This window comes from Undibacterium sp. TC9W (genome assembly GCF_049339865.1).
Taxonomy (GTDB): domain Bacteria; phylum Pseudomonadota; class Gammaproteobacteria; order Burkholderiales; family Burkholderiaceae_D; genus Undibacterium.
Genome location: NZ_JBMPPJ010000010.1, coordinates 188,405 through 214,998, shown reverse-complemented (window position 1 = coordinate 214,998; position 26,594 = coordinate 188,405). Strand labels below are relative to the sequence as shown.

Annotated in this window: 18 protein-coding genes; 8 read left to right on the top strand and 10 right to left on the bottom strand. The window is 49.7% G+C overall.

Annotation, left to right across the window (positions count from 1 at the left end):
* Positions 1-16 precede the first annotated feature (16 nt).
* The 3 genes from ACO0LN_RS16415 to tsaE are packed head-to-tail and all read right to left on the bottom strand — an operon-like array spanning position 17 to position 2,437.
* Positions 17-541: a hypothetical protein gene (locus ACO0LN_RS16415; protein WP_422975610.1), complete on the bottom strand. Its 525-nt coding sequence runs from the start codon at positions 539-541 to the stop codon at positions 17-19.
* Between the two features lie 22 nt (positions 542-563).
* Positions 564-1,988 carry an N-acetylmuramoyl-L-alanine amidase gene (locus ACO0LN_RS16410; RefSeq protein ID WP_422975608.1) on the bottom strand — a complete coding sequence of 475 codons (1,425 nt, stop codon included), beginning with the start codon at positions 1,986-1,988 and terminating at the stop codon, positions 564-566.
* The gene (gene tsaE / locus ACO0LN_RS16405) at positions 1,952-2,437 is read right to left on the bottom strand and encodes a tRNA (adenosine(37)-N6)-threonylcarbamoyltransferase complex ATPase subunit type 1 TsaE (RefSeq protein ID WP_422953594.1); all 486 of its coding nucleotides are present in this window, start codon (positions 2,435-2,437) and stop codon (positions 1,952-1,954) included. The genes ACO0LN_RS16410 and tsaE overlap by 37 nt, the downstream gene beginning before the upstream one ends.
* A 79-nt stretch (positions 2,438-2,516) precedes the next feature.
* Here tsaE and queG point away from each other — a divergent pair, with 79 nt between their 5' ends.
* Entirely contained in the window at positions 2,517-3,602 is a 1,086-nt protein-coding gene (queG, locus tag ACO0LN_RS16400) for a tRNA epoxyqueuosine(34) reductase QueG (RefSeq protein WP_422975606.1), read from the top strand.
* Positions 3,603-4,036: 434 nt separating this feature from the next.
* On the opposite strand, the gene ACO0LN_RS16395 is transcribed toward queG, so the two are convergent.
* Genes ACO0LN_RS16395 through ACO0LN_RS16385 form a run of 3 tightly spaced genes read right to left on the bottom strand, consistent with a single transcriptional unit; the run spans position 4,037 to position 7,566 of the window.
* Positions 4,037-4,927 (bottom strand): AEC family transporter, encoded by an 891-nt coding sequence (locus ACO0LN_RS16395; RefSeq protein ID WP_422975604.1) that lies wholly within the window; start codon positions 4,925-4,927, stop codon positions 4,037-4,039.
* Positions 4,928-4,945: 18 nt separating this feature from the next.
* The gene (locus ACO0LN_RS16390) at positions 4,946-5,536 is read right to left on the bottom strand and encodes a response regulator transcription factor (RefSeq protein ID WP_162040165.1); all 591 of its coding nucleotides are present in this window, start codon (positions 5,534-5,536) and stop codon (positions 4,946-4,948) included.
* A 41-nt stretch (positions 5,537-5,577) separates the two neighbouring features.
* A complete protein-coding gene (locus tag ACO0LN_RS16385; RefSeq protein WP_422975602.1) occupies positions 5,578-7,566 on the bottom strand; it encodes a sensor histidine kinase in 1,989 nt (662 codons plus the stop codon).
* A 172-nt stretch (positions 7,567-7,738) separates the two neighbouring features.
* Here ACO0LN_RS16385 and ACO0LN_RS16380 point away from each other — a divergent pair, with 172 nt between their 5' ends.
* The 5 genes from ACO0LN_RS16380 to xerD all read left to right on the top strand — a co-directional run bounded on the left by ACO0LN_RS16380 (position 7,739) and on the right by xerD (position 12,570).
* The gene (locus ACO0LN_RS16380) at positions 7,739-8,743 is read left to right on the top strand and encodes a TRAP transporter substrate-binding protein (RefSeq protein WP_422975600.1); all 1,005 of its coding nucleotides are present in this window, start codon (positions 7,739-7,741) and stop codon (positions 8,741-8,743) included.
* A 104-nt stretch (positions 8,744-8,847) separates the two neighbouring features.
* The gene (locus ACO0LN_RS16375; RefSeq protein ID WP_422975598.1) at positions 8,848-9,399 is read left to right on the top strand and encodes a TRAP transporter small permease; all 552 of its coding nucleotides are present in this window, start codon (positions 8,848-8,850) and stop codon (positions 9,397-9,399) included.
* A complete protein-coding gene (locus tag ACO0LN_RS16370) occupies positions 9,396-10,676 on the top strand; it encodes a TRAP transporter large permease (RefSeq protein ID WP_422975596.1) in 1,281 nt (426 codons plus the stop codon). Before ACO0LN_RS16375 ends, ACO0LN_RS16370 begins: the two co-directional genes overlap by 4 nt.
* A gap of 446 nt (positions 10,677-11,122) precedes the next feature.
* A complete protein-coding gene (locus ACO0LN_RS16365) occupies positions 11,123-11,656 on the top strand; it encodes a methylated-DNA--[protein]-cysteine S-methyltransferase (RefSeq protein WP_422975594.1) in 534 nt (177 codons plus the stop codon).
* Positions 11,647-12,570 (top strand): site-specific tyrosine recombinase XerD, encoded by a 924-nt coding sequence (gene xerD, locus ACO0LN_RS16360; RefSeq protein ID WP_422975592.1) that lies wholly within the window; start codon positions 11,647-11,649, stop codon positions 12,568-12,570. Before ACO0LN_RS16365 ends, xerD begins: the two co-directional genes overlap by 10 nt.
* 65 nt (positions 12,571-12,635) lie before the next feature.
* Here xerD and ACO0LN_RS16355 read toward each other — a convergent pair whose 3' ends face one another.
* Positions 12,636-14,633 carry an alpha/beta hydrolase family protein gene (locus ACO0LN_RS16355; protein WP_422975590.1) on the bottom strand — a complete coding sequence of 666 codons (1,998 nt, stop codon included), beginning with the start codon at positions 14,631-14,633 and terminating at the stop codon, positions 12,636-12,638.
* A 131-nt stretch (positions 14,634-14,764) separates the two neighbouring features.
* Entirely contained in the window at positions 14,765-17,635 is a 2,871-nt protein-coding gene (locus ACO0LN_RS16350; RefSeq protein ID WP_422975588.1) for a TonB-dependent receptor domain-containing protein, read from the bottom strand.
* 600 nt (positions 17,636-18,235) lie between these two features.
* Here ACO0LN_RS16350 and ACO0LN_RS16345 point away from each other — a divergent pair.
* Positions 18,236-20,881, top strand: coding sequence for a zinc-dependent metalloprotease (locus tag ACO0LN_RS16345; RefSeq protein WP_422975586.1), 2,646 nt, complete (start codon positions 18,236-18,238; stop codon positions 20,879-20,881).
* Between the two features lie 584 nt (positions 20,882-21,465).
* Positions 21,466-21,660 (top strand): hypothetical protein, encoded by a 195-nt coding sequence (locus ACO0LN_RS16340; protein ID WP_422975584.1) that lies wholly within the window; start codon positions 21,466-21,468, stop codon positions 21,658-21,660.
* A gap of 171 nt (positions 21,661-21,831) precedes the next feature.
* On the opposite strand, the gene ACO0LN_RS16335 is transcribed toward ACO0LN_RS16340, so the two are convergent.
* Complete coding sequence (locus tag ACO0LN_RS16335) at positions 21,832-23,883, bottom strand: prolyl oligopeptidase family serine peptidase (RefSeq protein WP_422975582.1); 2,052 nt, start codon at positions 23,881-23,883, stop codon at positions 21,832-21,834.
* 101 nt (positions 23,884-23,984) lie between these two features.
* Positions 23,985-26,585 carry a TonB-dependent receptor plug domain-containing protein gene (locus tag ACO0LN_RS16330; protein ID WP_422975580.1) on the bottom strand — a complete coding sequence of 867 codons (2,601 nt, stop codon included), beginning with the start codon at positions 26,583-26,585 and terminating at the stop codon, positions 23,985-23,987.
* Positions 26,586-26,594 lie beyond the last annotated feature (9 nt).

The following is a 26,594-nucleotide window of genomic DNA, read 5'->3' as shown; positions in this document are numbered from 1 at the left end:
GTTCGCCATGTGTGATTCAGCGTGCCGGGAACTTCTTCATATCGCTAATTTTCACTTGCAGACCATGTCCTGTTGGTAAGTCGGTCAGACATTGCGCGACAGTGACATGTTTTTGACTGGCTTTGGTTTCACCGCAGGACAGGCCTTTAGTGGTCTCAAAAACCTGCGTCTTGCCAAGATAGTAGGTATTGCAAAAATCGAGATCATGCCCCGGTGACATGAATTGGCGCACAACTGCCTTGTCCAGGGTTTTTATCCGTCCTTTGTAAGTGTCTACACCATGATCATAGTAGGATCGTATGTATTCGACTTCCTGTAAGGGCTGGGCAGTGAACAGACTAAAATACTTGGCCGAGATGCGGGTTTCTTCCAGTTCTTTTGCGGAATAACCCTCTCCTTTTACCTTTTGCTCTATCAATGGCAGGGCCGAGGAGCAACTGAGAACTTTCATTTCCACATAAGCGGGAATGTTGGCTATATCTTCGGCCCGGCCAGGTGCAGCAATTGCCAACATCAGCACGGACAGAATAAGTGATTTCAATTGTTTTCACCCATGGATATTCTCAGGTCATACGGTTTTTAGCCAGCGGCGGGTTCTTGGAAAAATATTTCTTGATACCCTTCATGACTGCATCTGCCAGTTGATCCTGGTAGGCATTGTCGGTCAGCTTGGCTTCTTCTTCCGGGTTGGAGATGAAGGCGGTTTCTATCAAGATGCTGGGGATGTCAGGTGCTTTCAATACCGCAAAGCCAGCCTGTTCAACTGAGCCCTTGTGCAGTCTGTTGATGCCGCTGATCTCACTGAGCACGACCTTGCCCAGCTTGAGGCTGTCATTGATTTGTGCGGTGGTCGATAAATCGAGCAAGACGCTAGCCAACTGTTTGTCATGGGTCTTGATATTGACGCCACCAATCAGGTCGGCAGCATTTTCTTTGTCTGCCAGCCAGCGTGCGGCAGTCGAACTCGCCCCTTTTTCTGACAGGATAAATACAGATGAGCCGCGTGCGCTGGAATTGACAAAGGCATCTGCATGCACCGACATGAACAGATCAGCCTGCACTGCGCGGGCTTTTTGCACCCGGACATTCAAAGGCACAAAATAATCAGAGTCACGGGTCAGCATGACGCGCATATTCGGATGCTGCTCTATCTTGGCCTTGAGGCGTTTTGCAATTGCCAGCACCACATCTTTTTCACGGCTGCCGCCACGGCCTATGGCACCTGGGTCTTCACCGCCATGACCAGGGTCAATGGCGATGGTGATCATGCGCGTCAGCTGTACCGGTTTTTCCTGCTTTTCTATGGCAGGCGCACCGGGTTTGACTTCTGGTTGCGGATCAAGCTTGATTTCTGGCTTGGGCTCTGGTTTGGGTTCGGTTTTGCCCGCGAGTATATCGGCAGGGTTTGCCGTAGCTACCGGTGCCTGGTTGATGGCACCGGGTTCCTTGTTCCATTCGCCTTTTTCTATCAAGGCAGCGAGCGGGTCTGTTGGATTGGCGGGGTAAAGATCGAATACCAGCCTGTGCTTGTAATTGCCTACCGGTGGCAGGGTAAATACCTGCGGGCTGACTTCTTCTTTGAGGTCGAACACCAGGCGCACGACGTTGGGGCGGTTCTGGCCTACGCGTACCTGCTTGATGTAGGGGTCGTTTGACTTGATCTTGGCGACCAGTTCCTTGAGCTTTGCATTCAGCTCCAGGCCCTCGATATCGACAAACAGGCGATACGGGTCTTTCAGTACGAAGTGATTGGTTTTGAGCTCACTGTCATTTTCCAGCGTGACGCGGGTATAGTCTTCTGCTGGCCAGACGCGCACGGCAAGTATCTGCGCCGCCCTGGCAGCAGGTGCCAGGACAGAGAGCAGCAGGGTACCGCCTGCCTTGAGCAGGACGCGGCGTTTTTGGGTGCGCGCTGTATCAGTACCAGACGTACTTTCAGGTTTTTCAGCGTTTACAGATTCGGGGCGAACTTGAGTGATGCGAGACATGCGATACCTTTAGCAGACAACGCGTGCAATTCTACCTCACGACCGTCGCCGGCGACGCGCAAAAATACATTCAAATCAGGTTCTGGCAGCACACCATCGGCTTTCTCTGGCCACTCCACGACGCAGATATTGCTGTCATTAAACTCTTCGCGGAAGCCCGCTTCGGCAAATTCATCTGCACTGATCATGCGATACAGGTCAAAATGCATGATGGTGACAGCCTGACCCTTGATGCTGACCTGGTAAGGTTCGGCCAGGGTATAGGTAGGGCTTTTGACGTTGCCGCTATGGCCTGCGGCATGAATCATGGCGCGGGTCAGGGCGGTCTTGCCTGCACCCAGGTCGCCATGCAAAAAGATACTCATGCCCGGCGTCAGCGCATGCGCCAGGCATTTACCCAGTGCCTGGGTAGCTGCTTCATCGGCGAGTGTGGTCTTATAATGTGACATTTCCTGCAAAGTTCCTATTCATGAATCTGCCTAACATAGCACAACACCCTCAATCTGTGTACTACAGAGGGGCGGGCACGTGAGTCTGGACAGTACAGCCCTGGCCGACCTGGCGGGGCAAATACGCCTGTGGGGCAAGGAGCTGGGCTTTGCAGAGCTGCGCATAGGTGACGTCGATCTGTCGCATATAGAAGGCAGCTTCCAGGCCTGGCTGGATGCCGGTTACCACGGCGAAATGGCGTACATGGCCAGCCACGGTACCAAACGCACCCGTCCGGCTGAGCTGGTGCCGGGCACGGTCAGGGTGATTTCTGCCCGTATGAATTATCTGCCCAAGACTGACAGCTGGCGTGCTGAAGAGCAGGGGCAGGCGGCAGACAAGGCTGTGATCTCCCTGTATGCGCGTGGCCGCGACTACCATAAAGTCTTGCGTACCCGCCTGCAACAACTGGCCGAACGCATAGAAAAAGCCATAGGCCCGTTCGGTTACCGGGTCTTTACCGATTCTGCCCCCGTCATGGAAGTGGCGCTGGCAGCCAAGGCTGGCCTGGGCTGGCGCGGAAAACATAGTCTGTTACTCAGTCGCGAGGCTGGTTCAATGTTCTTTCTCGGTGAAATCCTGATTGACATTCCCTTGCCTGTTGATGAACCAGTCGGCCAGCACTGCGGCCAGTGCAGCGCCTGTATGGATGTTTGCCCGACCAAGGCGATAGTCGCACCTTATACCGTCGATGCGCGTTTGTGCGTGTCGTACCTGACCATAGAATTGCACGGCAGCATACCGGTGGAATTGCGTCCCCTGATAGGTAATCGGGTATATGGCTGCGATGATTGCCAGTTGGTGTGCCCCTGGAACAAATTTGCCCAGGCGGCAGCCGTGGATGATTTTTCTGTCCGCAATGGCCTCGACAATGCCCGCATGGTGCACTTGTTTGCATGGACTGAAGAGCAATTCCTGCGCGTGCTGGAGGGCAGCCCGATACGGCGCATAGGGCATGAGAGGTGGTTGCGGAATATTGCAGTTGGGCTGGGAAATGCGGCGGTCAGCATGCGGGGAGATGCTGAAATCGTGGCAGCTTTACAGGCACGGCTGGGGCATTCTTCTGAGATGGTGAGGGAGCATGTGGTTTGGGCTTTGGGGAGGCATGGAGTGGAGGCGGTTTAGTTTTTCGGATTCCGTGAGTTCATCGAATGCAGATTGATAAACCGTGTCCTTAATTTCGTCGCTCCAGCGAACGCTGGAGCCCAGCGGCGTTCGTTGTTTTGCCGTACTTTGATTAAAGCGATTGCCCTTCGTGGATACAAGCCGGGTCTCGGCCCGGCGGCCGAAATTCTTTCTTTGCGTCGCCAAAGAAAGAATTCAAAGAAAGGCGACCCAGGCGTAACCGCCCCTTCGGGGTGCCCATTTGTGCAGTACAAAAAATGGGAAGATCCGAAACTCGCCTGCGGCTCAAACAGCGGCTCTTCTTATTCCATTTTCTGTACTGCACAAATGGCGGCTACACATGGGAACTGCTGAAAGTCAACAGCAACCCCAAAGTCAACGGCAACGTCAAAGCGACCGCTCGCTATATTGTTGCTTTCATTTATCCTTGACGATCACCGCACCAAACTCAACCACACCGGCAAAGTCAGCACCGACAACACCGTGCTGGCAGAAATCAGAAATGCCACGAATGGCCCGTTGCCGCCCATGCGTGCTGCGAGCACATAAGCACTGGATGCGGTAGGCAGAGCGCAAAAGACGACGGCGATTTGCAATTGCAGCGGCGGCAGTTCCAGCCAGCGACCGAGCAGCAGGGCGATGAACGGCAGGGCCAGCAGTTTCACCGATAAAAAATAGGCGGCTATACCCTTGGCCTCGCGCAAGCCAGACAGGCGCATCCCGGCACCCACTGCCAGCAAGCCCAGCGCAATTGAGGCATTGCCCAGCCGCGACAGGGTAGCGGCAATACCTTCAGGCATGGGTATTTCCAGCACACTGAACAAGACACCGCTGGCGGTACCAACGACCAGCGGGTTGCTGGCGATTTCTTTCATTAGCCTGCCGCTATTATGGGCCAGCGCATATACCGCACCCATATTACAGAGCGGTACCAGAAAGCCTATCAACAAGGCCATCAGTGCTGTACCTTCATCACCTGCGAGACGTGAGGCAATCGCCAGCGCGATATAGGAATTAAAACGAAATGCGGTTTGCACGCCTGATTCAAATATCCTGGGCGCTGTGGTAAACATGAACTTGGCCAGCCAGCCCAGCAGCATGCCACAGCCGGTAGTGATGACAGCGACCTGTAGCAAGTGCCCCGTTGAATGAAAATCAAAACGGGTGCGCGAGGTGGTATAAAACAGCAGCGCCGGAAACATGATGAAATAAACAATCTTTTCCACCCCGGCCCAAAAATGTCCACCCCAGTGCGCATGACGTGCCAGCAGAAAACCGATCAATATCAGGCTGAAGTCGGGAAAGAGCAGGGTGAAGATGGACATCGGCTTTACTTCAATTATTTACTTGAGCAAGCCCGCCAGCTCTACCGCAGTCTTGACCTGCATCTTGTCAAAGATATGGGCACGGTGTACTTCCACCGTGCGCATGCTGATACCGAGCTGGTCGGCGATGACCTTGTTCATTTTTCCGAGCAGGATCAGGTCCAGTACTTCTTTTTCCCGGGCAGACAGGCTGGCAAGACGGTCATGGACCAGCGCGGCAGAACCTGCCTGGCGCGAGATGGCCAGGGCTTCTTGCACTCTGTCCATGAGCTTGTTGTCATTAAAGGGTTTTTCAAAAAAATCAAAGGCACCACGCTTCAGTGTATCTACTGCCATCGGTACATCGCCATGGCCAGTCAGGAAAATCACGGGCAGGCGTTTGGTCAATTGCCGGGCTGCCAGCATTTCAAACAGGTTGATGCCGGTCAGGCCGGGCATGCGCACGTCCAGCAGGATGCAGTCACCCTGGCTGTCAAAGATCAGGGGTTTGTCGAGAGCCAGCAGGAATTTTTCTGCGCTTTCATAGCTGTGTGCGGCAATTTGCCTGGACCTGGCCAGCCATGATAAAGAGTCACGTATGACCTCTTCATCGTCAATAATATGTAGCATGGTATCTCCCGTTTTTTGTGTGGCGCATTATGTATTTCTTGTTAACTTGATGCGCTCGGATAGTCTTGTATAGGTATAGCGAATTGGAAAATAGTACCACCGGCAGGGTTTTCATGATGTGAGAGCTTGCCGCCGTGGAATTCTATGGCAGTGCGGCAAATGTTCAAACCCATGCCCATGCCTGCAGACTTGGTAGTGAAAAATGGCGAGAACAGTTTCTCGGCCACCTCTGCCGGTATGCCGTGGCCGCGGTCGGTCACGCTGACGATCACTTGCTTGGCGGCCTCATCCAGCGCAGCTTCTACCCGCAGTATGCGTTTTTCAGGTGCCGTGCTTTGCATGGCCTCGATGGCATTCCTGGTCAGGTTCAGCAAGACTTGCTCCAGCAATACCCTGTCTGCCAGCACCAGTGGCAGTTTGGGCCTTACCTTCCATTGCAGGGCGACATGGCTGGCCTGCGCCTGTAGTTCCACCAGCGGCATGGCACTTTGTATGAGGTCGGCAATTTGCAGGGGCTCACGGGCAGCTTCGCGTTTTTTTACGAACTCGTGCACGCTGCGTATGATTTGCCCTGCACGCTGCGCCTGGGCATTGACTTTTTCGAGCGCACTCTGGAACAGGCTGCGGTCTATCATGCCCGCCTGCAAAAGGTTGACTGCTCCTGTGGTGTAACTCGATATGGCGGCCAGTGGCTGGTTCAGTTCATGCGCCAGCATCGAAGCAATTTCACCCATGGTCGCCAGTTTGGCACTGGTGTGCAGCTTTTCTTCTTGCTGACGCGTCAGTTCCTGGGCCCGCCTGAGCTCAGAAATGTCGAGGATGGAGCTCATCCAGCCAGCCTGTTTTCCCTGTTCATCAATGAGGGCAGATTCATAGATCAGTACCGGGATGCGCTCGCCGCTGGCATGCTGGTATGTCGTCTCGAAACCTTCGGACGGCACGGTACCCGCCAGTAACTGGGTAAAGCGCTGCTGGTATTCTTCTATGGCTTCCGGTGCCCAGTAAGGCATGGGTGGCACCATGCCTATGATTTCTTCTGCCGGGAAACCCACCATGCGGCAAAAAGCCGGATTCACATAAGTCAGGCGGCCTTCCATGTCACGCGCGCGCAAACCGGTGACCAGGGAGTTTTCCATGGCGGCGCGGAAGGTGACCTGCTTGCGCAGCGCCCCCTCTGCCGCCAGCCTGCGGTTGATATCGCGCCACAGGGCCAGCAGGCTCCAGATCAGGCCGATAGAAAGCAGGATGACCGACAATACCAGCAAGTTCGACAAAAGCTTGGGTTCGGTCTTGATGCTATTGGTGCGCAAGACGAGGGTCAGGCTGGGCAATTCCCAGGCACGGCTGTGGGTATACACGTTTTTGCCGCTACCACCGGCGCTCCGCTCCGCCAGGATGCGGTCGTCAATGTCGGTGATGGTGATCTGGTTATCCTGGGCAAACCACCAGGGCACCAGTTCTTCCAGAATGGCATTCATGCGGTAACTGATCATGATGCTGCCTACCCGGTGATCGTCTTTGATCAGGGGGATCTGGCAATGCATGAGATAGGCATTCTTGGCATTGATTTCCAAAACCGGCTTCATGCACACCGTTTCTTCAGTGACATCAAGTTCGCCAAATTCAAACTTGGGCAGGGGCACTCTGTCATTATTTGCCGGTATGACCTCGCGGGTATCGACCAGCAATTTATTGTTGGTGTCATACCAGGCGATGCGCTGGATTTCTCGATTGTTCTTGAGTATGGTGCGAAAGCGATCAAGCACGGCATCTTTTTGCAACTTGGCCGATTTGATTTCATTGCCTATCTGGCGCAAGACTTCGTCATTGCGGTTGAGCTGGAATTGTATGGCCTGCTCTACCCATAGCGAATCAGCGATCAGTTGCTCCTGACGCTCATTGGCTTCCATGCGCTGCGCCTGCCACGGCAGCCAGATCAGCGTGGACAAGAATAACAACAACAGCAAGATGGGAATAATCCAGCGCCACTTTTGATTGGGCCAGGATTGGGAACGGTGAAGGCTTTTCATGACCCTAGTTTACTTCAGAGCGTGATTTATCGACAAATACATCGCACAAACACTGCATAATCATTACACAACCATCGCACAATAATTAAGCCTTGTGGTTTTCCACAGTTGCAAGATGATGCTGTGCTTGGAATAATCTGTGCAATAACCCTTATAACGATTGGAGACTTAGATGAAATTGAAATCCCTGCTGTTTACTCTGGTGGCAGCCTCTTTGGTGAGTGGTGCTGCATTTGCACAGGCTCCTATTGTTATTAAATTCAGTCATGTTGTAGCAAATGACACACCAAAAGGGAAGGCTGCTGAGCGTTTCAAGGAACTGGCTGAAAAGGCTACCAAAGGCCGTGTCAAGGTTGAGCTGTATCCTAACAGCACCTTGTACAAGGATAAAGAAGAACTGGAAGCCCTGCAACTGGGTGCCGTGCAGATGCTGGCACCTTCTCTGGCCAAGTTTGGTCCTTTGGGCGTAAAAGAATTCGAAGTCTTTGATTTGCCTTATATTTTCCCATCCAAAGATGTGCTTTATGCGGTGACTGAAGGTGCAATCGGCAAGGATTTGATGAAAAAGCTGGAGCCCAAGGGTATTACTGGTCTGGCATTCTGGGACAATGGCTTCAAGGTCATGTCTTCCAACAAGCCTATGCACTTGCCTGCGGACATGAAAGGTCAAAAACTGCGCATACAGTCATCCAAGGTATTGGATGCGCAAATGCGCGCGTTGGGTGCCAACCCACAGGTGCTGGCTTTCTCTGAAGTGTATCAGGCACTGCAAACAGGCGTGGTTGATGGTACAGAGAACCCGCCATCCAATCTGTATACCCAAAAGATGCATGAAGTGCAAAAGCATGTAACGGTGACCAATCACGGTTACCTGGGATATGCCGTTATCGTCAACAAAAAATTCTGGGATGGCTTGCCAGCAGATGTTCGTGCACAACTGGATGAAGCAATGAAATCGGCAACCAAGTACGCCAATGCCATTGCCCAGCAAGAAAACGACAATTCACTGGAAGCAGTCAAAAAATCAGGCAAAACTACAGTCTATGTGTTGACTGACAAGGAAAAGGCCGAATGGCGCAAATCCCTGTTGCCAGTGCAAAAAGATATGGAAGGTCGCATAGGCAAAGACTTGATTGCCAACGTGAATAAAGAAGCCGTCAAACTCGGCTTCAAATAATATTCTGCCTGCCACCATGACATGGTCGTGGTGGCACCTTCTACAGTCTGCGCGTCCGCGCATGGTTCCGGGTCAGCGTTCTGCTACCCAGTTCAGGAGCTTATATGAAATTTCTGGATCACCTTGAAGAATGGCTGATCGCGACCCTCATGGGCGCGGCCACCATTGTTATTTTTATTGCGGTAGTACACCGCTACCTGTCAGGCTTCGCTATACCTGTTGTGCAGGATTATTTGCTGACACTCAACACCAGTTGGGCCCAGGAACTGACCATCTATATGTTTGTGTGGATGGCAAAGTTTGGTGCAGCCTACGGCGTCCGCACCGGTATCCACGTTGGCGTTGACGTGCTCATCAATAAAATGAATCCGCAATGGCGTAACAAGTTCGTCATACTTGGTTTGCTGTCTGGTGCCTTGTTCACGGGTATCGTTGGCACCCTGGGTGCAAGTTTTGTCTGGGAAATGGCGCATACAGACCAGACATCGGCTGATATGGAGATCCCGATGTGGTGGGTATATCTGGCGATACCGCTGGGCTCTTATCTGATGTGTTTCCGCTTCCTGCAAGTGACATGGAATTTCATTAAAACTGGTGAGTTGCCCAAGCACGATCACGCCCATGTTGAAGGTCTGGATGAAGAGGTGAAAGCATGAACGCCGCGATTATATTTATCCTGTTGTTAGTCCTCATGCTGACAGGCATGCCGATTTCAATATCGTTGGGCCTGACAGTGCTGACTTTCCTGTTCACCATGACCCAGGTACCTATTGAGTCGGTAGCTCTGAAATTATTTACCGGAATCGAGAAGTTTGAAATCATGGCGATTCCATTCTTCATTCTTGCAGGTAATTTCCTCACACATGGTGGTGTGGCGCGGCGCATGATTAACTTTGCGGCCTCTATGGTAGGGCACTGGCATGGTGGCCTGGCGTTGGCTGGCGTCATGGCCTGTGCATTGTTTGCTGCAGTCTCTGGATCTTCTCCGGCAACCGTGGTGGCGATTGGTTCCATCATTTTGCCTGCGATGGTGAAGCAGGGTTATCCAAAAGGCTTTGGGGCTGGCGTGATTACTACCTCAGGTGCGTTGGGTATTCTGATACCACCATCTATTGTCATGGTGATGTATTCAGTCTCTACTAATACATCAGTAGGACAGTTGTTCATGGCTGGTGTCGTGCCAGGATTGTTGCTGGCTTTCTTTTTGGGACTGACGACCTGGTTCCTGGCGAAAAAACATAATTATCCACGCATGCCAAAAGCAAGTTGGGCAGAACGCTGGGCTGCATTCCGCAAGAGCGCTTGGGGTTTGCTGCTGATAGTCATCGTCATGGGTGGTATCTATACCGGTATGTTCACGCCTACGGAAGCGGCTGCAGTATCTGCTGTATATGCCTTCGTTGTCGCCGTGTTTGTGTACAAGGACATGACCATCAAGAAAGTGCCCAAGGTCTTGCTGGATTCTGCCGCGATGTCAGCGATGCTGTTGTACATCATCACCAATGCTGTTTTGTTCTCTTTCCTGATGACCAGCGAAAATATCCCGCAAGCCATGGCTGGCTGGATCATGGACAAAGGTTTTGGCGTCATCAGTTTCTTACTGGTTGTGAATATCCTCTTGCTGCTGGCTGGTAATGTGATGGAGCCGTCATCAATCGTACTGATCATGGCTCCTATCCTGTTCCCAGTTGCGATGAAACTGGGCATTGACCCTGTACATTTCGGCATCATCATGGTGGTCAATATGGAAGTGGGGATGTGCCACCCACCAGTTGGCCTGAACCTGTATGTGGCATCAGGAATCACCAAAATGGGGATTACAGAGTTAACTGTGGCCGTTTTGCCATGGTTGCTGACGATGATAGGCTTCCTTTTGTTGATTACCTACGTACCGCAAATCACAATGTGGTTGCCAAATTTGATTTACAAATAAGTTAAACAAAGTAAACTGACCAAAGTTTAAAAGAAATTGCCGTGTTTCCCGCAAGGAAATACGGCAATTTTTATTTTGGCAGAATTTAAATTGGTGTTGCCTAGCACATTTTTTAGGTTTATGATCGTTTTTCACATATCTGCAACAATGCACCGTTTTGTATCATTTTTGTTTTGAAAGCCAAAACTTGTCATGCTATATTCACGGCAGTTCAGATTTTTGCAAGACTAAGATCAAGAAGAAAAAGGCACACAGGTTTAAAAGGCGGTAGTGCAAAATAACGGTAACGATACCGTACACACTGAGGAGACGCGCGTTTTTACTACAAGCTGAGTGGATGTGATAAATTAAAAAAAATCGCATACGCTAAACAGCCGAAAACGCGAAAGATGTTTTAAGGGCGCATCGGATGATGCGCCTTTTTTCTTTTGCCAAAAAGGAAAACCATGTCGAATATAGAAGCTAAGGAATCCAGGGAAACGGGCTTTTTCTCGGCCATCGTCGAAGCCCCTTTTGGGGCCGTTGGTATACGTTGCGAAGACCAGAAAATCAGTGAACTGGTTTACTTGCCGCCACGTTTCCAGGAAAAAGCGCCATCAGACAAAGTGGCTGAAAAAGCCGCCAGTCAAATAGCGGCTTATCTGGAAAATCCCGACTTTCAATTTGACCTGCCTTTGAAAGAGGCCGGCACGGCATTTCAGCGCAAGGTGTGGCATGCTATTTCTTCCATACCGCGCGGCCAGGTGCTGACCTACGGCCAGATTGCCAAGCATATACGCTCGGCACCACGTGCGGTTGGCCAGGCCTGCGGTGCCAACTGGTACCCGCTGGTTATCCCATGTCACCGCGTGACTGCTGCTGGTGGCCTGGGGGGCTTTGCCCACAATGATGATGAAACCGGATTCCACCTTGGTGTAAAGCGCTGGCTGCTGACACATGAGGGCGTGGCCCGCTTTACCCAGGAAAAATTGTGGAAGTAAAACCGCTACCTGTCATCTTGCCGGAAAAATTGACGTCACAAATCGATCAGTTTTGCGACGCACTATGGCTGGAAGACGGGCTGGCAAAAAATACCATAGAGGCTTACCGTCGCGACATGCGCCTGTTTGCCGAGTATTTGCACACAGATCAAGGCAAACATCTGTACGAAGTCAATCATGCTGACATAGGCAATTACATTGCAGCCAAACACGGTACATCCAAAGCCAGTTCTGCTAACCGGCGCATGAGCGTACTAAAGCGATTTTATTTGCTGGCATTCCGTCAAAACCTGATCAGTGTCAATCCTTGCACCAAATTGCGCTCGGCCAAACAGGGACAGCGTTTGCCCAAAACCCTGAGCGAAGCCCAGGTCGTTGCCTTGCTGCAGGCACCGGATGAGACCAATCCCCACGGCTTGCGCGACAAGACCATGCTGGAACTATTGTATGCCTGTGGCTTGCGTGTCAGTGAGCTGGTGGGTTTGCGCTCCATAGAAGTCGGCTTGAACGAAGGCGTGCTGCGTATCACCGGCAAAGGCGACAAAACCAGGCTGGTGCCGTTTGGCGAAGTAGCCCGTGCCTGGCTGGAACGCTATCTGCGTGAAGGCAGGCCAGCCATACTGAATGGGCAGATAGACGATGCCTTGTTCGTCACAGCCCGCGGTGGTGCCATGACCCGGCAAATGTTCTGGATACTTATCAAGAAGTATGCGATGCAGGCAGATATCACTACCCATTTGTCACCACACACCTTGCGCCATGCTTTTGCGACACACCTGTTGAACCATGGTGCCGATTTGCGAGTAGTGCAGTTATTGCTGGGTCATGCGGATATTTCAACGACGCAGATTTATACGCATGTGGCACGTGAACGTCTGAAAAAGTTGCATGCGATACATCATCCGCGTGGCTGAGCAAATTTGTGGCAGAAAAAAATCCACGCTGATCGGCGTGGATTTTTTAAATGAAGCGTATTGATTTATTTTATTGCCGTATTCTCATCCAGGAATTTTTCTACCCTGCTCCAGAAATCGACATTGTTTTTCAATAAACCCCAGCCATGCGCTTCTTCTGGATAAACTATCCATTCCACTTTTTTGTTGTGCGCTTTGACTGCGTCGTAAAACTTGGTACCGTGAATAATGGGGACGCGTGCATCTGCTCCTCCATAAGCCAGTATCAATGGACTTTTAAGCCGGGAAGCTTGTTGCAATGGCGATGTGCGCTGCAGTTGTTCAGCATCTTTTTGTTGGTCACCAATGAGCTTGGGCATGCCGAATTTGGTCCAAGCGTTGCCTGCCGTATCACTCCAGGAAACGTCATACAGCAAATTGATGTCTGATACGCCTACCCAGCTAATGCCACAACGATACAAATCGGGTTCTTTGATCAATCCCATCAGCACAGCGTAGCCCCCATAACTTGCGCCTGCAATACAGACGCGTTTTGGATCCGCATAACCCTGTTTGATCGCCCACTCGCGAGCGTCCGCTAAATCGTCCTGCATTGCGAGGCCCCATTGTTTCCAGCCAGCCTCGTGCAGTTTTTTACCATAGCCTGTGCTGCCACGAAAATCCGGCTCTATGACTGCATAGCCACGGGATGCCAGAAATTGTACGGCAGGTGTCCAGTTCCAGTGACCACCTCTCAGAAAAGGGCCGCCATGCACCATCACGATCAGAGGAAGATTTTTCGCCGGACGGCCTTTGGGCAGAGTGATGTAGGCTGGTATTTCAAGACCATCGCGTGCTTTGTAGCGGACGAAATCCCTGTAAGCCATTTTGGCAGGATCAATGTCCGGATTGACTACGCCCAGTTGCGTCAGTTTGGACGTATCTACATTGAACAGTGAATAATTTCCCGGATGCGTATCCGAGAATGATTTGACTAGCCGGACATTGGCATCCTGACTTCTTCCCTTATCAACAAGGTTAACCATGTTGGGCAACAGGGCATCAATCTGGCTCTGGATTTTTTTATCTTTCTCATCAAACCAGACACTTGCGTGAGCATCAGTTTCATAGCGTATGCCTGCAGGCTTGTTTTTCTGATTGTCAAACAGAATGTCACCATCGAAATCAAAACCATCCAGCGCCAGTAAAGGATTGGGTATCAGGGATTTGGACTTGGTATCGTATTGATAAAGTGCAGCCGTGTCCTTGCCATTCCGGGCCGTCACATAAAACTGGCCTGAAGTACTGATAAATACAGGTGAATAACCATCTTCGACAGTGTCATCAAATTGATAAAGTTGCACCCATTCAGTATTTTTATTTTCCTTGTAATGGACACTGGTGATGCCGTTTTTGCTGGCAGTGGCAATACGTACCTGTCCAGATGGATCGAATAGAAAATCAATGGAATGCGGAGGCACGGCAACTATCTCTGTTTGCCCTGTTCTGGTGTTGAGCCTGAATAAATTGATACCTGCATTCATGCGTTCGGTGGAATCTTGTCCGACATAGATGTCGTCTGAGCTTTCATTGCCAGTTGTACTGATAAACCTGGTTCTGGCAGGTAGCAGACGAAATTTTGGTGCGCCGGCTTTGACAAAACGATCAATTAGCTGACGTGAATTTTTACCATCTTTGTCTATTGCAAATAATCCGGAACCCGAATTTTTTTCGCCTGCTCCCAAGTCTTTTTCTGATATTCCATAGACTAAACGCTCGTTATTGACCCAATGAAAAAAAATGACATCCAGGTTGCTGTAGCGCGCAATCGCGGTTGGGGTAGCGTCACCTTTTGAATTCATGATGACCAGCATGCTGCGGTTGTCATTGTCTGCCGCCAGGAAAGCGATCAACTCGGCATTCGGGGATAATTGAGCATCCTTGAATTGGGCATTTTTGAAGAATTTTTCTACCGGAATCGGGGTTTCCCCGGCTTGTGCTGCTTGCAGGGAAGCCAATGACCATGTCAAGGCAAGCATCAACTTGATGACTGGTTGAGTGATGCGCAAATAGATGGACCGCATATTTTCTCCAGATTTGAAAGTATTGTATTTGGATGGCAGGACTTAAAAAAAACGCCTCGGCAGACCGAGGCGTTTTTAATCCTGCAAGCGAGAAGCAAACAGACTGCGTTTGCTTCTCATTTCGCTGATAATTACCAGAATTTGTAATTCGCGCTAACTGTGAGGTAGCGACCCAGCGGGTTATGCAGAGACTGGTTGTAACCAACTGTACCTGCACCCGGATCATACGGCGCTTTGGAATCAAACAGATTCTGGATGTTGCCGCTGACGGTCAGGTTTTTGATGCCAGTGTAAGTATAGTTGACGTCAATGGTTGTCCAGCTTGCGATTTTGCAATCCATCTTGTAATTGCTGTACTTAGGCAGACCACCAAGGCTATACGCTGTGGAAGGTTGGCCTGTACCATAATAGCAATATGGTACAGGGTATTCAACATTACCGTCATAACGACGCAGGTAGGAAACTGAATCAACGAAGTTGACCGTACCACTAACTGCGTGCGCGCCATTGGTCCATGCTGTGCTCAAAGAAGCTTTCAGCTTTGGAATCGAGCTTTTACTCAATGACCAGTTAGTAATGTTGGTAACGCCGCCTGCTACGTTGTACTCTGCTTCACCCTCCTGAAGTGCACTTCTGTAAGAGAAGATATAGTTCAGGTTCAGTCTGGTTGTCAGATTGCCGTAGGCACCCAAGGAGGTACGCAAAGTCGTATCGATATCCACACCGGTTGTTTCTGTACTACCTTGGTTGATATAAGGTGTAAATACAGAGAACAATGGGCCCGAATTTGGAATTGTGTTGCCGTTTGCATCCTTGATCCATGTACCTGGATTGGTATCGCGAATCACCAGACCAGGATATTTGGCTGGATTTTGAATCACGACATCTGAACTCAGCAACGCGACTTCGCCTTCTTTCCTGATTTTGTAGAAATCCAGTGCAACGTCAAAATTCTTCGTTGGTGCTAGGATCAAACCGAAGCTCAAGCTCTTGGATGTTTCTGGTTTCAGGTCAGGGCTGGAACCGGCAACACCGGAAATGCTCTTGCTGCAATCAGACTGATCTGCACCAGTTACCGCTGTTACGCCATCTGGGCAACGGATAGGATCAGATGTTGTTGTGAAGTACTGAGTACCACCTTTAACAACTTGATTCAATGCCGGTGCACGGAAACCTTCAGCATAAGTACCACGGAAAGAAATGCTGTCGTTTGGAGTCCATTTAGCGCCAACTTTTGGTACGAAAGAACCTTTCAGATTTGGATACTTGTCGTAACGACCAGCGAAATCCATTTCGAAAGTTTTGCTGAATGGTGTACGCAATTCTACGAAAGCTGAGCTGACGTTACGCTCACCTGTCAGAAACTGATTGACCAGACCCAGAACGTTACCGCTAGATGTTGCAGGGTCAGGCGTCAATTGCATTTTTTCTTTGCGCAATTCAAAACCTGTCGCCAGGCCAATTGCACCACCAGCCAATTGGCCGATTTCAGTACTGGCTTTAGCATCCCACTGAGTAATTTCAGAGGAATTGTGATTGACCAGTGGACGGCTGACGGATGGGTCAGCAGCTACTTGAGCAATCGATTTATTTTGCGTGATCAGTTTTTGAACAGCGTCTAACTGAATGAAGCCATTCAAGGTTTCTTCACGTTTGACTTTATTCCAGAGAATTGCTGTTTCCCAATCCCAGTTGAAATTGCTGCCTTTGATACCGGCTACCAGACGTGCTGCATCATTTTCATTTTTTGAGCCGCCAGGAATATTTTCAAAGCGGTACAAAATCGCTGCACGGGAAGTAGGGAACGGATTGTCAGGATGGCCAACAGGCAAGATCGCCTGGAAGCTTGCAGCTGCACCCAGTTGTGGGAACGCAGACGCTGCTGTACGGCCGTCGATAGTACGTGATACGCCAGTGTATTTGCGTTCTGTTTTGGAGTAAGCGAATTCACCAAAGGCGCTGATATTGTCATTGATGCGCAATTGGCCGCGGGACAGGAAGTTAATATCCTGAGCTGCGCCTTGAGATTCAAGGTATTGGTTACCGTTATAGTTACAGAATGTACGGCCTGTCAGATAGCTGGTCGCTGCCAGGTTGTACTGAGGGCCACCCACCAGTTGCTGGGAAGTAGGGCAGTTCAGCGCATTGACGATATTCGCATTAGGGAATGCGCCACTGGTGAAGAAGGAATTGCTGCCAGGCGTACGTTCTCTGAAGAAGATTGGGCTGGCGCTGATCGAGCTGTAGTAAGGAATCAATGTCGCATTGATGTCCTGATACATTGCTTTTTCCCAACCGGTAGCATCTTGCAGTTTGGTGCTGTCGCGCTTGGAGATATCCAATGTTGCAAAAACATTGTAGCCATCGTTAGAGAAATTACCTATGCCGCCGAATATATTGGCTTTTTGACGGCCAAATTTGCTGTGTGCATCAGAAGATACGGAGGCAGAAGCTTGCGCACCCTGGTAATCCTGTTTGGTAATAAAGTTGATGACCCCGGCAATAGCATCAGAGCCATACACCGCAGATGCGCCATCTTTGAAAATATCAATACGCTCAAGCGCAGAGATAGGGATCGAATTCAAGTCATACAGTGTGGATTGACCGTCGTTTGGATTGGCATACGCTGCTGGCGTCATGCGGCGGCCATTCAACAGGATCAGAGTGGACGAAGAACCCAGTCCACGCAAGGATGCTGTTGCCACACCTTTGGAGAAACCACCATCGACGTTGTCAAGCGCGCCGCCTGTGCCGATCGCAGGGATCTTCTTCAGGAAGTCGGAAACGGTCGCAGCACCGCTTTCACGGATTTCTTTTGCAGTAATAATTTGTACTGGAGACGTACCTTCTTTATCCGTGCGCTTGATGTTAGAGCCGGTAATTTCAATACGTTGTGGTGCTTCAGTCTGAGCGTGGGCAAAACCCCCGATCAGCATGGAGCCAGCAAATACGCTGAGCGCCAGGCGCACGGACTGCACGCCTACTTTTTCTTTAAATATCATTATTGTTCCCTCTTTGTTGATAGACCAGATGCAATCGGGTGCCGGATCCGTTTGGCAGACAGGTTTAGTTCTAAAATTTTGTAAATTTACAAACAATCCTGTACTGCTACCTGATGAAATGCTGCCAAATCCATCCTCTTTATAAATGCGTGCGGGAAGTGAAAGGCAATGAATCAAACAGAACTTTATTATGTAAATAAAATACCTTTACGGGAAAGCATTTGTTACTTTTTTTTGAGTGCTTGTTGTTTGACAACGACAAGAAATGAAAATTTAATTTCTAATTTTCCATGAAATTGGATTTTCGGTATCTTTTTGGAAATTCATTTATTTTCATATAAATTCCAGTTATATGCTTATAAAAACTGGAAAAAGGTATCAGTTTCAAGAAAATATGATGGATTTGGCGTCATTTAGCGGTTTAATATAAACTCAGGAAATGCGAAAAAATTTTCAAATTTCCGAATTTCTGCAAAAATCTGACCTGCTAATAAGTTCCTGCGATATGTAAGAACTTGTAACGAAAAACAAGGTCTATGAACAGAGCAAAGCCATGCTCAGTGAGTAGTTTGCGGCCAATTCATCTAACCAGGAAAAAATATGAAATTGTCAAAAGAAGTACATTTTAAGAAAAAGACCTTACTCCTTTTGTTATGTGCACTGAGTGAGGCAGCCCTTGCCCAGACACCTCCCGCGACCCCGGCCGCTGCGCCTGTTGCAAATGGCACCGCGGCAGCTACACCAGTAGTTGCACCAGCTCCTGCAGCAGCACCTCCTGTTGGATTGCGTCCTTTTAAGGATGTTATCAAAGACGCCAAGGAGCTCAAGGGGTTTTTTAATTTGTACCAGAAAGACGACAAAGTCTGGCTGGAAATTCGCCCCGAGCAATTTGATAAACCATTCCTGTTTACTTACAACATCCCGAATAGCATAGGTGAGCGTGGTTTGTATGGCAGCCAGATGGGGCGTGGATATCAGGCCGTGTTCAAGAAAATTGGTAACCAGGTACAGCTTCTGGCCAAGAATACCCAGTTTTATGCCACCCCAGGCACGCCACAGGCGCTCGCTGTTTCACAAGCGTTTTCAGATAGTCTGCTAGCCAGCGCCAGCGTATTGAGTACGCCCAATTCAGAGTCGAAAGGCATACTGGTCGATGCCAGTGCCTTGCTGTTTAATGATATCCCCGGTTATTCAACGAGCCTGGAATATGCCTACCGCACCATGTATATCCTGGACAAGGCCAATACCAGCTTCGGCAAGCTGAATACGGATGAGTCTCTGGCAGGCCTGTTTGTGAATGCACATTTCATGACACCACGCATTGCTGCTTCTCCATTGGTGCCACCGCCAGTAGCTCTGCCTACGCCCCCACAAACGACACCTGATCCGCGCAGCTTTTTCGTAGGTTTTTATTTTAATTTCTCAGCGCTGCCAACTGAAGCCATGCGACCACGCCTCGCAGATGACAGGTTGGGACATTTTGTGACGACCAGCTACGATTTCACCGAAGACCTCAAACCCAAGACTTCGCGTTATTACGTGAATCGCTGGCGCCTGGAAAAGCAAGACCCGACAGCAGCACTGTCAGAACCAAAACAGCCTATCGTGTATTGGCTGGATAAGAACGTACCAGAGAAATATCGTAAATCGATCACTGAAGGCGTGCTCGAATGGAACAAGGCTTTTGAAAAGATAGGCTTCAAAAACGCCGTGGTCGTCAAACAGCAAACTGAAAAAGACGCTTTTGATACCATGGATTCTCGTCATGCCTCGATACGCTGGTTTGTCGGTGCAGACGTCGGCTTCGCGATTGGCCCGTCACGTGTCGATGAGCGCAGCGGCGAAATTCTGGATGCAGATATCGGTATGTCGGATGTCTTCGCCCGCGGTGCCCGCCGCATGATAGGTGAAGATGCGCAGACACATGCGCTGCATGCCCAGGGTGACTGTAATTTTGCCCACGAAGCGTCAATGGAAATGGGTTTCGCCATGGACTTGCTGGATGCCCGTGGTGAAATGGACATGGACAGCCCAAAAGCCGAAGCACTGGCACAAGCGTATGTTAAAGACGTCATCATGCATGAAATTGGCCACACTCTGGGCTTGCGTCATAACTTCCGTTCTTCCACGATCTATACCCTGAAGCAATTGCAAGACCCGGCGTTCACCAAAGTCAATGGCATGGCTGGCTCAGTTATGGACTATGTGCCTTTCAACCTGGCGACCAAGGGTGAGCCTCAGGGCGAATACGTCATGTCCTCTCTTGGCCCTTATGATTACTGGGCAATTGAATACGCTTACAAGCCTATCGATGCCGACAAAGAAAAAGATGAGCTGACCCGCATTGCTTCACGCTCTACCGAGCCTTTGCTGGCATATGGTACGGACGAAGATTCTGCAGGTACCATGGTTTCTGATCCTGACGTCAATGTGTTTGATCTGGGCTCTGACCCTCTGGTCTATATACAAAAACGTTTGACGATTTCACGCGAATTGTGGGACAGGTTGCAAACACGTCAGTTAAAAGCGGGTGACAGCTATGAAACCCTGCGCCGTAGTTTTGAATACGGTTTTGGCCAGTTTGCCCGTACCGTACCTCTGGCGACGAAATATGTCGGCGGTACCACTTTCTTGCGTGACCACGCTGGTACTGGCCGCGCCACTTTCACGCCTATCGCGGTAGAACGTCAGCGCCAGGCTTTGAAGCTGGTCTCTGACAGCCTGTTCACGGCCAAGAGTTTTGTATTTACACCAGAGCTCCTGAGTCGCCTGGGTGTTGATCACTTCCAGCGTGCCAATCGTAATGACGTGTCAATATCTGCACGTTTGCTGAGCCTGCAAACTGGGGCTCTGGATCAATTGATGTCGGATTTGGTGGCACAACGCATGCTCAATAATGCAGAGAAATTGCGCGACCCTAAAAAGGTATTGTCCCTGCATGAGCTGTACGGAAACCTGCAATCGAATATCTGGAGTGAGCTGGCAAGTGGTACAGATATCAGTTCGGCCCGCCGCAATCTGCAACGTGAACACCTGAAGCGTTTGTCGAATGCCTTGCTGAAACCGTCTGCCACTGCCCCGGCTGATGCCCGCAGTTTGCAAAGAGAGCAGGCAAACCAGTTGCTGGTAGCTATCCGTGGTGCAGTCGGCAAGCCTATGAGCCCGGAATCCCGTGCGCATTTGTCTGAAAGTCTGGCAACCTTGAATGAAGTATTGAAGGCTTCACTGGTAAGGGCTGGCGTTTGATCCAGTCGTTTAATGTAGTCATTTTTTGCAGCATCCAGTATTAGCATCATTTTCAAATACTGACTTCTGGCAAGCTGGAAAGCCCCGTGTAAAAGCACGGGGCTTTTTTCATGTTTGCTGAAAAAAAATAGAATAGCGAGCGACTGTTTTGCCCTTTACTCAAGCTGAGTAAGTAATGCATGCCAAGTTTTAAATTGAACGCATTTTTCAATTGCATTGCTGATTTACTCTGATATCAAATGCATGTATAAATGGGAAAAAATTTATCCATTTATTGTTGATGTAGTATTTATTGTGTGATATTTTATAAAATATAATTTGGCAACTTATGCTGACTTAGAAGTGTGCTATCGATATGTGTTTCTTGTTGCTTTTTTAAAGTTAAAGCAGCCTTTATTTGCCTGTGCAGTTGGATATGTGGCTGGGTGAAGAAGTGCGGAAAAAGAATTCAGGCATGTGATTGTATGCATGAAAGTGCATAGTCCCGTGTCAGGATGCTGTTCCAGGCACAAAAAGCCGGGAATGGTGCAAATGCTCATGTCTGAACAGACATGATTTATTTACCTACAATGGAGTAGTGTCAAATGCGTTTGATTTCAAATGAAGAATTGAGCCTGATTGCCGGCGGTGACGGTGAAAGTCCAGATAATCCAATCATTGCCTCACCAGTTGAGATTGTTGGTAGTGTCCCGATAGAAGTCGTGGCGCCAGGAAATCCACCCCGCCCTAATGGAGCGATCCCTACTCCTTATCAGCCACCTATCACTAAAATAGAGTGAGCATGAGCTAGATTCTTGAAAAAGCGCCAAGTTTCTTGGCGCTTTTTTATTCACTGTGCCTTCCTGCTTCATTTTTTCAGGAAATGACAGAACAAAAAAAATCCCCTGAAATCACAGGGGATTTTTTGCCTTGCATAGTGAACTTGGCTAGGATTGCCTAAAGAATCAACATTATTTCTTCAAACACTGAGCAAAGAATTTCTCGCTACGGTTGTACAAGTCAAATACGTTAACGTCTTTGTTAAAACCATGTCCTTCTTCTGGATAGACCTTGTAATCCAGGGTTTTACCAGCTTTCAACAAGGCATCACGCATTTTTTCACCATGAATCAAAGGAACACGCTTGTCATCGGAGCCCATGGTCAGCATGATGGGGCCCTTGACATTGGCGGCATTCCTGGCTGGTGAGCGCAATTCAAACAAGGCTGCATCGGCTTTGGAATCGCCTACCCAGAGTTTGAACTCATTGTTCAGGTAGCCGCCCGTTGCAGCATCTGCGTTTTCAGAGGTATCTGACCAGGAAACATTCTGTAAGAGACCGAGATCACTGACAGCCACGACAGAACTGGCGCAGCGCCACAAATCAGGGTCTCTGGTCATGCCTTGCAGGGATGCGTAGCCACCGTAACTACCACCCATCAGCGCCATGCGTTTTTTATCGACGATGCCTTCCTGTACCAGGAACATGGCACCATCATTGATATCATCCTGCATGGTGCCGCCCCATTGCTTCCAAGCCTTGACATAATGGTTGCGACCATAACCTTCAGAACCGCGTGGTTCCAGTTCCAGGACGGCATAGCCACGCGAGGCAAAGAATTGCGCTTCAGGCCAACGACCCCAGGAAGAGAAGTGATAGCCACGCACCATAGGGCCACCATGAATATTCATGATCAATGGCAGGTTCTTGGCTTCAGTGCCTTTAGGCAAGGTCAGGTAGCCATACACAGGCAAGCCGTCACGTGCCTTGAAGCCTATATATTTGCGCTCTGCCATCAAGGCCGGATTTGCCCACTCCCGGTCTTGCACTATGGGTTCCAGGGTTTTCTTTTGTGTGTCAAACAAATAGTAAATGCCAGACTGAATATCTGAGGTGGCATGGACCAAAGCCTTGCTTCCATCAGAAGACAGCCTGAAGGCATTGTAGGTTGTCGGCAGGGAGGCATCGATTTGCTCAGACAGGGATTTTCTCGCGCTATTGCCAAACCAGATGCGCGTTGGTTTAGCTGCATCATAATACAAGCCGACGACCTTGCCATTCTCGTCATCGCTTTCGCGTATCAAGCGTGCGCTGGCACCCTGGCCATTGATATCAAATATAGGGTCCGCATGCACCAGTTCACCAAATTTCTTAGTGACAGTGTCATACTTGAACACGGCCATTTTATCCAGGCCATCTTTGTTGGTCGAGACATACAAGGTGCGGTCATCGTTGTCAAAGCCCAGCACGTCGTACATCGTGCCATCGTTGTAGCTCGACTGCTCGAATATCTTTTCCCATTTGTCGCTGTCGATGGGGCGGTGATAGTAAGCAGTCATTTGCGGCTGGCCGGCTGCAGGACGGATTTCACCTCTTTGTGCGATGCGTGGACGTTTGTGAGTATCCAGTTCCCAGCCTTCTGTACGGCCTGGCGATTCAAACGTCAATAATTGCGAGCGCCTGGTTTTGAAGTTGAATTTATAGACATCCGCATATTCCTTGCTTCTTCCGCGCATGGAAACATAGGCTTCTGGCGAATCATTACCTTCTGCCATGATGATGCTGTCAATATGAATGTCGCCTTTCTTGCGTTCATTCGTATTTTCCAGCTCCATGCTTTTATCATTGTCTATATCGTAGTAGTAGGAACCTTTATAGACAAAACGGCCCCTTGCTTCTTGTCCGTCGGCAGTGCGATAGAACAGATATTTATTACCTACCCAGCGACTCTCGGCAACGTCAAAGCGGGGAGATGAAGTGATGACTTTGGCTTTGCGCGAGGCAAGATCTATCAATACCAAATTGCCACGGCCATTCAGTGGCACGATGGCGGCGATGGTTTTTCCATCTGGTGACATCGACAAGTCACGGTAATCAGTCAGCTTGAAGAAAACTTCTACCGGTATTTCAGCAGCACTCTGATACGCCTTGGTTTCTGCTGGGGCTCCGGCATGTGCAGCGTAGATAGGCAAGGCAGCAAAAGCGGCAACGATCACATGTTGCAGCGTTGTACGAAATTTCATGTTTACTCCTAAAAATGGGGGCACTAGGCCCCCAAAAATTTGATCCTGTATTTACTTGTACATGGATGCAATGCTGCGTGTTTTTTCAATAATCGCTTTGATTATTTGAACGCGTACTTAACAGAGAATTGGAAACGACGGCCAAATGGACTGTTATAACCTGAGTTGTATGGGAATGAACCATTATTCAGCGCGCTACGGGCATCAAATGGTGGCTTGGTATCGAACAGGTTGGAGATGTTCAATGCCAGTTCCATGTTTTTGAAGCCCTTGTAACCTGTAAACCAGTTCCAGGTTGTTGTGGAAGCTACGCGGCAGTAGGAAGCAGGAGCGCCATAGATGATGTCGATCTTGCAGCTGTCTGCCGGTGTACCAACATAGTCATAACCAGAGATATAGTTACCAGACGCTTCATGTGACCATGGTCCTTTTTCCCAGCCAACTGCGAGGGAGCCACGGAATTCAGGTTGGCTATAAGTCTTGTTGTAGTCGACAGTTTCGCTATCCGGGAATGGCGTTGTCAGATATTCCCTGGTCAAGGACATTTTTGAACGGAAGTTCAATTTGCCGTATTCGCCCAGATTCTGTTTGCCCTTGAAGTCCAGATCAAAGCCGCTGACCTGGGTCTTGCCGATATTGATGTATGGCAGGCTTACTTCAGTGATATGACCACCTTTATCGCGGGTAATGTATTTCGCGAAGTTAGGGTCTTTCTGGTTCGACAGCAAATAGGTGATGTCCAGAGAGCTGATTTCATCACGACGTTCTATCTTGTAATAGTCTAGGGTGACGCTATAGTCCTTGACAGGTTCCCAAACGATACCGATGGTGTTGCTGGTGGATTTTTCTGGCTTGAGGTTGGCATTACCAGAAATGTTTGCCTTCAGCGAGATATTGCAGTCTGGTTCTTCACCAGTCTGGCACAGTACCGGATCTTGCTGACCGTTGTAGAAACCAACGGAGACAGATGGAGAAATTTCACGGAAGTTAGGCGCACGGAAGCCTTTTGCAATCGTGCCGCGCAACACTACAGTTGGAAGCACACTCCATTTTGCACCTATCTTCGGTGTCAGGGAGTTGCCACCAACACTGTAATTATCTGCACGCACCGCAGTAGATAATTCCAGGGATTTCAATACAGGCAGGTTCAGTTCGCCATACGCAGATGCGACATTACGGCTGGAGAATGGCAACTTTGGCAAACCACCGATGGAATAAACGCGTTGATCCAGGAAGTACTGGTCATCGACGTCACTGGTGGATTCGCGGCGGTATTCAATACCGGCAGCACCACCGGCAAAGCCACCTGGCAATTCAAACAATTCAGAATTACTGACTTTCAGATCAGCAAACCAGGTTTTATTCTCGCCCTGGCGTCTTAACATAGGGGAGATTCTGGCACGCACGTCGGCTGCATTGTTGGCGGCGCCAGGCACATAAGTGCCATTTGCCAGTGCGGCTTCCATCTGATCGGTGATGATGAATCCGCGTTGATCTACGTTGACTTTACTTTGTAGATAGCCGACGGAAGTGTCGTATTCCCACCCCCCCAATGCGCCTTTGAAACCGCCGATGACACGTGTTTCAGTATCCTTGACATCGATAGTGCGGGCACCCAGGTCGCCAGTACGCACCAGGTAATTCTTGCCGCCAGCTACCGTGAAAGTACCAGTATCATCGTTCGCATAAAACTGCGGATCAAAACGCAAATTGGTTTTGATTTGTGTGACTCCAGCTTCGATGAAGAAGCTGTGATTCGCGCTGAATTGATATTCGCCACGGGCGAAGAAGGAGTCGTTGGAGCGTTTAGGAACCGCATCAGTCCAGTCAAAACGATCCAGCAGGCAGCGGCCGTTTGGTGCCAGGTTAGCAGTAGGGCATCCTGGCAGGGCAGTAATGACGTTATTGATCAGGACATTACCGGGTACTGAGTAAGCTGTGCGGCGATCGCCTTTGGTAATGCCAAAGCCACGGTAATCCTGGCTGTTATAGGCATTGATGTCGCGCATGGATAGGGCATCAGAGTCGTGATGCTCAAAAAAGCCCATCAGATTAAACTTGTCTGCTGCAATATCGCCCATGCCATAGGAGAGATTGAAGTCTTTGGATTTTGCCTTGCCGTGAGAGGTTGTGCCGCCACTGACTTTGACTTCGCTGCCAGTGTAGTCTTTTCTCAGCCAGATATTGATTACGCCTGCGATCGCTTCCGAACCATAGATTGCGGATGCGCCATCGAGCAAGACGTCGATATGATCAACGGCACCCACAGGTATCGCGTCAAGATTGGCAAACTGTGACTGGAAGCCGGTAATACCATATTGTGCAATACGGCGGCCATTGACCAGTACCAGAGTGGCGCCGCTACCCAGACCACGCAGTGATGCAGTCGTTGCGCCTGGAGAGAAACCGTTGTATTCAACACCGGTCAGGGCACCGGCATTGTTTGAAGAAAGATTTTGAATAACGGATGACAAACTGGTGGCACCTGTTTTTTCCAGCTCTGCCCTGGTAATGATCTGTACCGGTGAGGCACCTTCGGTCTGCACACGTTTAATGTTTGAACCGGTAATTTCAATTTTTTGCAGTTTTGCAGGTTCCTCTGTAACGGCTTGCGCGTAACCGTTCATGGTGAGCATAGAGCCGGCCATCAGGCACAGGGCAGTACGCACCAATTGAGAAGCTTTTTTTTCTTTCAGGTACATATATTTTCA